This is a genomic window from uncultured Clostridium sp., assembly GCF_947072515.1.
GTDB lineage: Bacteria > Bacillota > Clostridia > Clostridiales > Clostridiaceae > Clostridium.
Genome location: NZ_CAMTIG010000003.1, coordinates 117,908 through 131,327 on the forward strand (window position 1 = coordinate 117,908; position 13,420 = coordinate 131,327).

Annotated in this window: 10 protein-coding genes and 1 pseudogene; 9 read left to right on the forward strand and 2 right to left on the reverse strand. The window is 27.9% G+C overall.

The genetic code is table 11. The annotated features are described in order from the left end of the window. Positions 1 to 101: 101 nt before the first annotated feature. Complete coding sequence (locus Q0W06_RS02345; RefSeq protein ID WP_297630866.1) at positions 102 to 815, forward strand: DUF3298 and DUF4163 domain-containing protein; 714 nt, start codon at positions 102 to 104, stop codon at positions 813 to 815. Between the two features lie 29 nt (positions 816 to 844). Beyond that, positions 845 to 2,221, forward strand: a complete 1,377-nt coding sequence (locus Q0W06_RS02350; protein WP_297630869.1) for an aldehyde dehydrogenase — start codon at positions 845 to 847, stop codon at positions 2,219 to 2,221. Between the two features lie 86 nt (positions 2,222 to 2,307). Here the strand turns inward: Q0W06_RS02350 and Q0W06_RS02355 are convergent, their stop codons facing one another. Continuing rightward, entirely contained in the window at positions 2,308 to 3,978 is a 1,671-nt protein-coding gene (locus Q0W06_RS02355) for an MFS transporter (RefSeq protein WP_297630872.1), read from the reverse strand. Between the two features lie 140 nt (positions 3,979 to 4,118). Here Q0W06_RS02355 and Q0W06_RS02360 point away from each other — a divergent pair, with 140 nt between their 5' ends. Then, positions 4,119 to 4,664, forward strand: a complete 546-nt coding sequence (locus Q0W06_RS02360) for a TetR/AcrR family transcriptional regulator (protein WP_297630875.1) — start codon at positions 4,119 to 4,121, stop codon at positions 4,662 to 4,664. Positions 4,665 to 4,704: 40 nt separating this feature from the next. Here Q0W06_RS02360 and Q0W06_RS02365 read toward each other — a convergent pair whose 3' ends face one another. Further along, positions 4,705 to 7,302, reverse strand: a complete 2,598-nt coding sequence (locus Q0W06_RS02365; protein ID WP_297630877.1) for a cation-translocating P-type ATPase — start codon at positions 7,300 to 7,302, stop codon at positions 4,705 to 4,707. A 632-nt stretch (positions 7,303 to 7,934) separates the two neighbouring features. On the opposite strand from Q0W06_RS02365, the gene Q0W06_RS02370 reads away from it, so the two are divergent. From Q0W06_RS02370 to Q0W06_RS02395, 6 genes and pseudogenes are all read left to right on the forward strand, one after another. Further along, positions 7,935 to 8,771: a DUF4037 domain-containing protein gene (locus Q0W06_RS02370; RefSeq protein ID WP_297630880.1), complete on the forward strand. Its 837-nt coding sequence runs from the start codon at positions 7,935 to 7,937 to the stop codon at positions 8,769 to 8,771. A 113-nt stretch (positions 8,772 to 8,884) separates the two neighbouring features. Further along, entirely contained in the window at positions 8,885 to 9,151 is a 267-nt protein-coding gene (locus Q0W06_RS02375; protein ID WP_297630883.1) for a sugar phosphate nucleotidyltransferase, read from the forward strand. A gap of 585 nt (positions 9,152 to 9,736) precedes the next feature. Continuing rightward, on the forward strand, positions 9,737 to 10,648 hold the full coding sequence (gene rocF / locus Q0W06_RS02380) for an arginase (protein ID WP_297630886.1): 912 nt from the start codon (positions 9,737 to 9,739) through the stop codon (positions 10,646 to 10,648). Positions 10,649 to 10,791: 143 nt separating this feature from the next. Beyond that, positions 10,792 to 10,959 carry a hypothetical protein gene (locus tag Q0W06_RS02385; protein WP_297630889.1) on the forward strand — a complete coding sequence of 56 codons (168 nt, stop codon included), beginning with the start codon at positions 10,792 to 10,794 and terminating at the stop codon, positions 10,957 to 10,959. Next, positions 10,960 to 12,519: a recombinase family protein gene (locus tag Q0W06_RS02390; RefSeq protein WP_297630892.1), complete on the forward strand. Its 1,560-nt coding sequence runs from the start codon at positions 10,960 to 10,962 to the stop codon at positions 12,517 to 12,519. It abuts the gene before it with no gap. Then, positions 12,520 to 13,338: pseudogene (locus Q0W06_RS02395) on the forward strand (sugar phosphate nucleotidyltransferase); the annotation flags it as partial. Between the last annotated feature and the right edge of the window lie 82 nt (positions 13,339 to 13,420).

Genomic DNA, 13,420 nt, shown 5'->3' on the forward strand with positions numbered 1-13,420 from the left:
AACTTGTGGTAAATTTGTTGATATTTCTGTAGATAAAAAAGATTTTTTTGAAGAATTATAGAAAAACGTGTAATTTTTTTTAGAAAAGGAGTAGAGAATGTATGATAAAAAGGGAATCGAGACGAATTATAAGATGGCTGTGGATAATGTTGTTATTAACAATATCCACACAATGTCTGTGGATAACTAGTTATGCACAGGTAGTTGAAGATATAATGCCACAAAAAAATTCTGTGAAAACAAAATGTTTAGATATAGATACAGATATTCCATATATAAACAGTCCATATGGAATAGTTACGAATGAAATTATAAATCAAAGGGTGCATAATTTTATGGTGGAGATGAACAATACAGTAGATGAATATAAAGCCTCGGGATATATTTGCAATTATCCATTAGAATTTAAAGCTAGTTATAATATCGAGAGAAATAATAATAATGTACTAAGTTTTTATATGGATTACTACCAATTTGCAGGGGGAGCACATGGTATGAGCTATAGAGAGCCATATACTATGAAGAAAAATGATGGAATAGTTCTAGGACTTAAAGATTTATTTAATAGTAATTATAATTATGCAGAAATCATTAATAAAAATATAAGAGAGCAAATAAATAGTGATAAGGATAAATATTTTGATGGTGGAGCAGATTTTAAAGGAGTAGATAATAAAACAGTATTTTATTTAACAGATACTGAACTTGTAATTTTATATGGTTTATATGAGATAGCACCATATGCTTCAGGAATAATTGAATTTAAAATTAATTTAAATAATTTTAAAGATGGGCTAAAATATGATACTATTTAAATAAACATTATATAGTGAGGTGAGGTAGGATGGGGGAATTAAACAGAATATTTTTAAGTCAAAAAGAATTTTTTAAAAGTGGTAAGACGAAAGATTTGGATTTTAGAATAGAAAATTTAAAGAAGTTGAAAAAAGCAATTAAAGAAAATGAAGAAGAGTTTTTAATCGCATTAACAAATGATTTAGGAAAAAGTCAATTCGAAGGATATGTAACAGAAATTGGATTAGTTTATGACGAAATAAATCTTCACGTAAAGAAACTGAAAAAATGGGCAAAGAGAGAAAGAGTTAAAGCTCCTATAGTACATTTTCCAAGTAAAAATTACATATATAAAGAGCCTTATGGAGTATCTTTAATTATAGGACCATTCAATTATCCTTTTCAATTAATAGTTGCACCATTAGTTGGAGCTATAAGTGGAGGAAATTGTGCTGTTATAAAGCCATCAGAAAGTGCAGTTAATACAGCTAAAACACTTAAAAAGGTTATAAATAGCATATTTGATGAAGCCTATGTAACAGTTGTTGCAGAAACAGAGGGGAAAGAGGCTGTAACAGAATTAATAAACACACCTTATGATAAAATATTTTTCACAGGAAGTGTTGGGGTAGGAAAAATAATAATGCAAGCTGCATCTAAAAATTTAATTCCAGTAACATTAGAACTTGGGGGAAAGAGTCCATGTATTGTAGACGAAGATGCAAAACTAGAAATGGCGGCAAAAAGAATAGTATGGGGTAAATTTTTAAATGCAGGACAAACTTGCGTAGCACCAGATTACTTAATGGTGCATAAGAAAGTAAAAGAAAAATTATTAAAACTTATAGTCAAAGAAATTGAATTACAGTATGGAGTAGACAGAATAAATAACTTAGAGTATCCAAGAATAATTAGAGAAAGTGATACGGAAAAGTTGAAAAATTACTTTGCTGACGGACATATATATTATGGTGGAGCATATGATATAAATGATAAATTTATAGATCCAACAATTCTTACAGAAGTAGCTGTAGATAGTTCGGTAATGACTAATGAAATATTTGGGCCAATATTACCTGTAATAGAATTTTCAGATACTAAAGAAGCAGTTGAGTTTGTAAATAGTAGACCAAAACCACTAGCTTTTTATTATTTTTCAGAATCAAATTCCAAAGTAGAAGAAGTTTTAAATGATACTACATCAGGTGGAGTAACTATAAATGATACGGTAATTCATGTAGGGCAAACTTCATTACCATTTGGAGGAGTTGGAAATAGTGGAATGGGAGATTATCATGGTAAAGCAAGTTTTGATGCTTTTTCTCATAGAAGATCAGTAGTAAAAAGAGGTACATTTATAGAATTTAATATAAGATATGCACCTTTTAAAAACAAAATAAATTTACTAAGAAGAGTAATGAAATAGATAATACTAGAATGTTTAAAAACTTTAAAAAAGCTACTACAAAATAATTTGAATATTTTGTAGTAGCTTTTCATTTATTAGGAATTTTAATTAGTATTACTTTTTTCAGCACCTTTATTTGATAAGAATAGTGAGAAAATAAATGCTACAATACAGAATACTGCAGAAGCTAAAAATAAATTTCCATATCCTTTATCTAAAGTACTTTGGAATGCTGTTGTTATAGCATCCTTTGAATTAACTAATTGTTGTAAATAATGAGTTTTAAATGCTAAAAACTCAGGACTCTTAGCAAGCATAGTAGGAACTTTATCAAGTTCAGAAGTAACTAAATTATGCATTAAAGAGTAGATATTATTAGCAGACGCATTTTGGAATGCTGATGATGTAGCACTTCCTGCCATATTGCCAGCATGGGCCATCATAGAAGATGGTAATTTAGGCATAACTGCTGCTAAATTTTTTGGTACATTTTGTGCTGCATTAGATATAAAGTTAACTAAAAGGTTAGGGCCTACAGCAACACCAATTGAACGAACTAATGCTATAGTAGATTGTCCCATTGTTGCTTCAGATTCAGGAACAAGTGCAAGCATTAAATAATTTAATGGTGTAGCAAAAGTAAATCCAAATCCAGAACCTAAAATAGCAATACCAATTAAAAGATTAGCAATACCTGGATGATTTGCAGTTACAAGTGCAAAGTAAAGACATCCTGCAATTGAAATTATAAATCCAAATATAAGTACAAATTTTCCACCAATCTTATCGATAAGTTTACCACTTAAAACAGAAGATATTCCCATAAATACAGCAAAAATAGTAGAGAAATATCCACCAGTACCAGACGGTAGTTTCAGAACATTATCACTAAATTGAGGTAAGAATATTAATGCCATAAGTCCAGCACCAACGATTAAGCTTACGATTAGTACAATAACAATATCTTTATTTTTAAAATAATTTAAATTTAATACTGGATCTTCAGCACGCTTTTCTGCAAAAATAAAAATAGGGATAAATACTACAAAAATAATTAAATAAGGTAAAACATCTTTAGATGTAAGAGATTTGTAGAAGTTATCAAATTTTAAATTAGTTAAAGCATACATAATTGAAAGAATTACGATACCTAAAGAAGTAGCACCAAATAAATCTAATTTAGATTTTTTAGTATTTCCAACACTTTCTTCAAGTTTAAATCCTAAAATTATAACTACAATACTAATTGGAATGTTTATAAAGAATAGAACACCCCAGTTTTTATCACCAAAAATTTGTAAAAGTGCAGAACCTAAAGTTGGTCCAACAACTGTACAAATTCCAAATATAGCTCCTATAAAACCAAGTGCAGAACCTCTTTTTTCTGGTGGGAAAGATGTTCCTATATATGTTGTAGCAATTGGCATAATTCCACCACCACCAATAGCTTCAATAACTCTAAAAATAAGAAGCATAGTATAGCTTTCAAATATATTAGATAATCCACATAGTAGGGAACCTACTGCGAATAAAATTATTGATATTAAATAAATCTTTTTTCTTCCAAATTTGTCCGAAAGTTTTCCCATAATAGGCATTGCAACAGCATATGCAAGTGTATAAATAGTTATCATCCAAATACTTGATGATTGTGAAATATTAAGTCCACCTGCAATAATGTTTCTAGCAGGAGCAACGATACCAGAATCTAAAGCTCCCATAGCGATACCAAGTAGGAAAACAATCATGGCAACTTTAGTAGATGCTTTTTTCATGTTGTTTTCACTCCTTAAAATTTTTCTTTTGTAAAAAAGAACTGTCACATTTGTGACAGTCGATAAACTAGATTATAATGATATAGAAAAGTATAGTCAATAGATTAGGAGGAACTTATACAGAAGAGGAGATTTGTGTCATGGAAAATATAACTAAAAGAAATAGGAAATCAATAGAGCTTATATGTAATGCAATGTTTAAGTTATTAAAAGAAAAAGATTTTAAAAGTATATCTATAACAGAATTGTGTGAAGAGGCACAGCTAGCTAGAAAAACATTTTATAGAAACTTTGAATCAAAAGAAGATGTTATAAAGAAAAGTATAGATTATATGTTTAAGCAGTTAGGAAAACGAATAAAATTTGATAAGAATATGGAACCTAAAAAAATTACATTAGAATATTTTAATTTTTGGTATGAAAATAGAGAATTTTTAAAACTTATTTTAAAAAATGATTTATTTAATATATTAAATAGCCAATATGATTTATATATAAAGGTTTTTAGAAAGATTATGTGTGGGGAAGAGGAGATGAGTAGGGAATTAGAATATACCATAATATTTGCATCCGGAGGTTATTGGAATGTTTTACAGCATTGGGTTAGAAAAGATTTTAAAGATGATCCTAAAGATCTTGCAAAAATGTGGGAAAAGCATTTTGATAAAATAAGATGTAAAGTATAAATAAAAGGACTCGCATTTTAGCGAGTCCTTAAAATAAAGGTTATTTGTATCTAATCATTTTAACTATTTGAATTATAACTGTTGGTAAGAATGCGAATAAGTAAATGAAACCAACAGAAGAAGCTGATAATGGTGATATTTCAAATAATCCTCTAAATACAGGTACAAATAAGATTATATTTAATAATACTACACCTGTTATAAATGCATACCAGCTAAATTTATTTGTAAATAGTCCAAGTTTAAATATAGATTCTTTGCCTCTACAGTTAAATCCATGGAATAATCTAGCTAAACATAATGTTGCAAAGGCCATTGTGCTTGCAACACCATAGCTTGTTTTTGAACCTATATAAAAAGCTAACATTGTAAAGATTGCGATAACAACACCTTCGAAGGCAATATCTTTAATAAAGCTTTTAGTTAAGATAGATTCTTTACTATCTCTAGGTTTTTCTTTAAGAATATTTTTACTTCCTTTTTCAACACCTATTGCTATAGCAGGTAAGCTATCAGTAACAAGATTTATAAATAATAAGTGTACTGGTGCAAATGGTGCAGGTAATGCAGCTAATGAAGCATATAAAACAGCTATTATAGCAGAAGTATTACCAGATAAAAGGAATTTTATTGAGTTTTTGATATTAGCATAAACATTTCTACCGTTAGCAACAGATTTTACAATAGTTGCAAAGTTATCGTCAGTTAAAATCATTGAAGAAGCATCTTTAGAAACTTCAGTACCAGTAATCCCCATTGCAATACCGATATCAGCTTGTTTTAAGGCCGGAGCATCATTAACTCCATCACCGGTCATAGCAACAATTTTACCTTTGTTTTGCCAAGCGTTAACTATTCTGATTTTGTGCTCTGGAGAAACCCTTGCATAAACTGAAATATGTTCTAGCTTTTCCATAAGCTCATCTTCAGACATTTTATTTAATTCTAATCCTTCTACAGCTAAATCACCTTCTTTAAAGATTCCAATTTGTTTAGCGATAGCAGAAGCAGTGATTTTATGGTCACCAGTAATCATGATTGGTTTAATTCCAGCTGATATACAATCAGTAACTGCTTGAGCAGATTCCACTCTTGGAGGATCAATCATAGAAATTAATCCGATGAAAGTATAACCATATTCATCATCAAGAGTTATATCTTTAACAGAAGGAAGTTCTTTGTAGGCAAAAGCTAAAACTCTTAAACCATTTTGAGAAAGATCCATATTTGTTTGAATGATTTTTTGTTTATCTTCAGGAGTTATTTCTCTAACACCTTCAGATGTTTTAATAAATTGAAGTCTATCTAAAAGAACATCAAAAGCTCCTTTAGTAAAAAGAGTAGTCTTATTATTAAAATCGTGAAGAGTACTCATAAGTTTCCTATCAGAATCAAAAGGAATTTCTCTTAAACGTTCAATACCTTGTCTGAAAGTAGTTTCTTTAATATTGTATAGGTGACCTAAATTAACTAAAGCTACTTCAGTTGGATCACCAAGTTCATTTCCATCTACAGATGTAGAATCATTACAAAGAATACAACTAGTAAGTAGGTATTCATGAACTTCATTATCAAGTTTTAAATCTTCAGAATTGATTAAAGTTCCATCTACATAAAGTTGTTTAGTAGTCATTTTATTTTGAGTTAAAGTACCTGTTTTATCAGAACAGATAATTGATACTGAACCAAGACCTTCAACAGCTTTTAAAGATTTAATAATAGCATTTTCAGTTGCCATTTTTTGAGTTCCTAAAGCTAATACTATAGTAACGATAGAACTTAAAGCTTCTGGAATAGCAGCAACAGCTAAAGCAACTGCAAACATTAATGATTCAAGCATTGGAGTTCCTCTGTAAACACTTAAAGCAAAAACTAGAGCACAAATAACAAGAATTATAATAGCAAGTTTTTTAGAGAAATCATCAAGAGAGATTTGAAGTGGTGTTTTCTTTTCTTGAGTTTGTTCCATTAAAGTTGCTATTTTTCCAAGCTCCGTATTCATACCAGTAGAGGTAACTACTACCAAAGCACGTCCATAAGTAACAAGTGAACTAGAGAAAACCATATTTTTTTGGTCACCAAGAGCAACTTCTTCTTTATCGATAAAATCAGAGAATTTAGTTACACTTTCAGATTCACCAGTTAGGGCGCTTTCATTAACTTGAAGGGAATAATTTTCAATTATTCTACCATCAGCGCAAACTAGATCACCAGCCTCTAGTATTAAAATATCACCTGGAATTACATCAGCAGATGGAATTTCAAGTTTTTGTCCATCACGCATAACTTTAGCAAGTGGGGCGGATAGGGCTTTTAAACTATTCAGGGATTGTTCAGCTTTAACATGTTGTACAGTACCTAAGATTGCATTAAGGATAATAACAACAAAGATAACAAGTGTACTTTCTATATGTCCTGCAACCATAGAAATAATACCAGCAATTACTAGTATAAATACTAGTAAGTCTTTGAATTGCTCAAAAAATACTTGGACTGTACTTTTCTTTTTCTTTTCATTTAAAACATTTTTTCCAAATGTTTCAGAATTCTTTTCAAGATTTTCTTTTGATAATCCTTCTTTAGAAGTATTAAAAAATGCAAGGATATCAACTACAGATTTGTTGAAAAAATTATTCATAATAAAACTCCTTTCAGGTTTAGCATAATTAATGTAAGAGTAGTTTTAAAAGATTTATAGCTGTTTAAAATTTTACCTAAATAATAACTTAGTATAGCTAATAGACTATGATTTTATACTTTTAAGTGTATGAGTATAATTCTAAGTGATTATTAAAATTAGCAAGTTAATCTAATAAAAGAATATTTTTACGTTAAAAAAGACTTTTAATATAAGCATTTAAAAATAAAATTTTAAAAACTTATATTAAAAGTCTCGTAACCTAAAAATACAGGTATATAACACCAGACTAAAAGTCGAGATTGTTGATGTTATATTTACTACTACTCCCTCTTAACAGCTCAATAGCTTATTTAGATTTATATTTTAATATTAAATTATATTCATAAAAATGTCAATATTTCGTAAAAAAATATTTTTTTAGTTAAATAAAGTGGTAAATAAAAGATTTTAAGTAATAAACATCTAAAATAGGAATTAAGTAAAGTCATTAAGCAATATATTTATAAAATCATAAATAAAAAGGAAAGAAAGCAGAACATATTAGCTTGAAAAATAATTTGATAGTGCAATAATTAATTTAAGGTAAAAAATATAAAAAATTCTAAAAAAAGATAAAAGAGGGGAAGTTTATGAAAACATTTTTTGAGAAAGTTATAGAAAAATTAAAAGATTTAGATGAAGTAGAATTAATAATGTTAGGAGGATCAAGGGCAGTTAGTAAAAATGATCAATTATCTGATTATGATGTATATGTATATTCGAATAGGAAAATAGATATTGAGAAGAGAAAGATTATATTAGAAGAAAGTTTAAAATATTATGAGATAGAAAATAAATTTTGGGAGGAAGAAGATGATGGGATACTTAAGGATGGTAAAGAAATAGAAATTATATATAGAAATATAAATTTTATAGATAGTCAATTTAACTATACATTTAAAGAATATAAAGCATCCATTGGATATTCTACTTGTATGATACACAATGTGCTTACATCAAAAGTAATTTATGATAAAAATAATATAATAGAAGAGTATAGGAAAAAATATAATTATTATCCTAATGAATTAAAGAAAAATATAATTTTGCAAAATATTAAATTAATTGATGATAAAATGCCTTCCTTATCATATCAGATAAAAAAGGCTATAAAAAGAAATGATATTATTTCTATAAATCATAGAATTGCAGAATATTTAGCAATATACTTTGATATTTTATTTGCTATTAATGAAAGGTTTCATCCAGGAGAAAAAAGATTATTAGAATATTTAGATGAATTAGATATTGAGCCTATTAATGCAAAGGAGAATATTAAAAGGTTATTAGAAAGTGGAAATGAAAATAGTAAAGAAAAAATTGAGAAGATAGATGAATTATCAATTGAATTAAATAAATTAGTAAAAGATATGTATCCAGAATATCTTAAATCAAAGTATAGCAATATAAAATATAATTTAGAATAGAAGTAAAAAGCATAAATAAAAAAATAATAAATAGAATATTAAAGGCATTGAGTAATTCACAAAAAAGTGAAAAACACATAAAATACAATATAATGCTAAATGGAGTTGAAATAATGATATACGGACTTATATTAGCAGGAGGTAAAGGCAGCAGACTATATCCTCTATCGAGAATGAATAAACCAAAACAATTTTTAGATGTTATAAACAAAAAAAGTTTTCTAGTAAATACTGTGGAAAGAATAGCTCCTTTAATAGAAAGAGAAAATGTTTATATTGTAACTAATAAGGACTATGAGGACCAAGTGATGAAAGAACTAAAAGATATCAATAAAGAAAATATTATAACAGAACCTATGAATAAAGAAACTTCTTTATAGATGATATTGGTTCTAAAAAAATAAGAGGTAATATTTAAACAAAAAATAAATAAAAATCAACATATAAAATGGTAAAAATATAAAAAAAAGTAAATAAAAGAATAAAAAGTAAAATGAATATTATTCATAATATTCAGTAAAATATAAACTATTTCTGGAAATAATGTTTGAATAATGTATAAAAATAAAAAAAGATGAATAATCTCTTTTTTAGAGAGTGGTTTTTTAGTGTTTTAAGTGTAAAATAAGCGAAAACTGAAATGCAAGAATATGAATGAAGAATAAGTTTTAGTAACAAATAATTAAAAAATAACCATATGAATAACAGTATGGCAAAGAAATTGCATTAAAAATATTAAAATGGCATTTTAATTATTTGTTTATATTGAAATATAAATTGTAATGACTAAAAATAAAAAAATCCGTAAAAAGGCTCCATTTGATTTAAATATTAAAAAGGAATATATTAGGGACATAGAACAAAACAAAATAAAAATTTCGCTTATCTTATTAAGATATTATTATAGATGTAATAATAACTTAATGATAATAATTAGAAATTTGTGAAAAGGAAGGGATTTTAATATGAAAATTAATGTAATCGGAATGCCAATATTTTATGGATGTGATAATCCAGGAGTAGATCAAGGACCATCAGTACTTAGACAAGCTGGTGATATCGAATTATTACATAAAGCAGGAAACGAAGTTGTAGACTTAGGTGATATCGATGTATTATATGCAAGCCAAAACGATAAATACACAGATGATGACCATGCTAAATTCGTATCATACGTATTAGACGCTTCTGAAAAATTAGCTGGTAAAGTAGATAGTTCAATAAGAGAAGGAGCTTTTCCTTTAACATTAGGAGGAGACCACTCATTAGGATTAGGATCAGTTGCTGGAGCTAGTAAAGCATGTGATAACTTAGATGAATTCGCAGTAGTATGGTTTGATGCTCACGCTGATATCAACACTATAGCATCATCACCAAGTGGAAATGTTCACGGAATGCCAATAGCAGGTTCAATCGGAATAGATGAAAAATTAAGCAACGTTTACTTCAAAGGAGTAAAAGTTAAGCCTGAAAACTTAATCTTAATAGGACAAAGAGATATCGATTCAGGAGAAACTAAAATAATAAAAGATCAAAACATTACTGTTTTCGAAATGGAAAAAGTAAGAGAATTAGGAACTAAAGAAACAATGAAACAAGTTCTTGACTTAATAGCTAAAAGAGGAATAAAAACTATTCACTTCAGCTATGACATAGACGGAATAGATCCAAAATTCATCGAAGGAACTGGTACAAGAGTTCCAGACGGATTCAACATGGAAGACGCTCAATATGTTATCGAAGAACTTATCGGAACTGGTCTAGTTAAGAGTATGGACTTAGTTGAGTTCAACCCAAGATTAGAAAAAGGAATAACTTTAGCTCACTGCTTAGAGTTAACTGATACAATAGCTAAATCAGTAGCTAAATTAGGATAATCTAATATAATATATAAATTAAGAAGGATTAAATATAGTTTTAGGACTATATTTAATCCTTTTTTTATTTTGAAAAAGAAAAAGTTACATATAAATAGAAATTAAGAATAAAGTATATTGTAATAATTTATTAGGAAAAGAGAATGAAGAAGATAAAAAGTAATATCCATTATGGAATAGAAGATTTTGAAAAAATTTTAGATGACTTGATAATTGGGGAAATTAATAATATTACAGAAGAAATAAAAAAAGAAGTGAGAGAGACAAGGTTAAAGAAGAGTAATTACCAAGATAATGAGGAGAATTTTTAAATGGGATTATGGAATGTAGCAATATATGCGAGAGTAAGTACAGATAAGGAATCTCAAACAGAATCTATCCCAGCACAAATAGGAAGTTTGAAAAAATGGTTGTTAGAAAAATCGAAAGAAGACAAGAAAAATATATATAAATTAATAGGGGTATATGAAGATTTTGGAGTTTCAGGTGTAAGTTCGAATAGAAATTCATTTATAAAAATGAAAAAAGATATTGAAGATAGAAAAATTAATATGATTTTAACACGAGATTTATCACGTTTTTCACGAGATTATATAACAGCAGGATATTATTTAGAGGATTATTTTAAAGTTAATAATGTAAGATTTGTTTCTGTTCTTGATAATGTGGATACTGAAAATGAATTTAATGATATTATTCCTTTTAAAAATATATTGAATGAAATGTATGTGAAAGATTGTAGTAGAAGAATAAAAAGTGCACTTATAGAAAGGATGCAGCGAGGATCATCAATAGCATCAAAACCTCCTTATGGATATAAGTTTGAGGAAAAGTATGAAGGGAATAGAAAGACTATTTCATTAATATCAAGAGTAGATGAAACATCAGAAATAGTTAAAGAAATATATTTTCTATATCTAAAGGGATGGGGATTTGGGAAGATAGCTAATTACTTAAATAAAAAAAGTGTGCCACCCCCATCAATAAAAAAAATAAATTCTAATGAAGAAAAATTTGGAGGATGGACAAATGGAACTATTAAAAGCATATTGACTAATCCTAAATATGGAGGTTATATGGTTCAGCAGCGATTTAAAAAAATAAGTTATAAATTAAAGACTGTAAAAACAACCTCAAAAGAAGAGTGGATATGGGGTGGAGAATTTAAAGGAATCATTGATAAAAATACTTTTAAGAAAGTACAGGAACTTCTTGAAAAAAGAAGCTGCGGGTATAGATATAAAGGTGATAAAATTTATGCATTTACATCTGTACTTAAATGTGGAACTTGTGGCGGAGGAATGTCTTATAGAAAAGATTATAAGGGATATAAGTGTACAAACTCACAAAAAGGAGGGAAATTATGTACGGCACATTCTATAAAAGAAGAATATCTTAAAAGTGAAATACAAAAAATTATAAAAAATATGGTTGGAAAAATTATAAATGAAAATAAGTATTATAAGAAAATTAAAGAAATTAAGATAGAAGATAAAGTTGAAGTAGAGTTATCTACAATAAAAAAAGAATTATCCACAGTAGATAGTAAATTTCAAAAATTATATGAGGATAAATTGGAGGGGAATATATCAGAGAGAAATTTTGGAAATTTAAGTAAAATGATAGAGAGGAAACAAGAAAGTTTATTGAGGCGGCAATTAGAACTTAGAGTTTTAGAAGAAAAATTTGCACAAAAACTTGATTTTACAGAAAGATATAAGAATAGTATAGATAGTATTTTAAAGGTAGATAAGGTAGATAGAGAAATAGTACAAACATTTGTAAAAGAGATAATTATAAATGAAGATAAAGAAACAAGGGAAAAAAGTATAGATATTTATTTAAAGTTTAAAATAACCAATAACATCTAAAAGGAAACTGCTACATGTATAGGTTTATCAGCAATTAAACTTTTGAAAAAGGATCAAGATGCTGTCATGATAGTATTACCTTCAGATCATTACATTAAAGATGAACAAGAGTATGTAAATACTCTAGCCCAAGCCATTGAATTGGCAAATAGGAGAAAAGCTATAGTAACCTTAGGAATAGAGCCAACCAGGCCTGAAATTGGGTATGGCTATATTGAAATGGGCGAGCAGGTTAGTGGGGATATTGCCACTTATAAGGTAGCGAGGTTTACTGAAAAACCAAACTTAGATGTTGCTAAAGAATTTATCTTTACAGGAAACTACCTTTGGAATTCAGGCATGTTTGTATTCAGAGCAGATATAATCTTAAGGGAAATAGAAAAGTATTTGCCAAATGTATACAAATCTTTAATGGAAATATATAGGCATATTGGTTTAGAAGATGAAGAAGAAGTAATCTATAAAGAATATGAAAGTATAAATGGTATTTCAATTGATTTTGGAGTAATGCAAAGAACAAGAAAAGCTTATGTAATAAAATGCGATTTCCAATGGGATGATATAGGAAGCTTTACAGCTTTAAGTAGGTTCCTGGAAAAAGAAGAAAGTAATTGTATTTCTCAGAATTCATATTTAGATGACTGCGAAAATTGTGCAGTTTTTGGAGGAAAAAATTTGATAATAGGTCTTGGAGTGAAAGACTTAGTGATAGTTGATGCTGGAGATGTGTTATTAGTTATGGATAAAAAAAGAGATCAGGAAATAAAACATTTATTAACTAAGTTAGAATCAGAAGAAAAATATAAAAAATACTTATAATTTAGAAAGGAGAGGATATATTATCCTCTCTCAGCTTGTAGACAAAGGACTTTTTCAAAATTGAAAAAGTCCTTTATTTTAT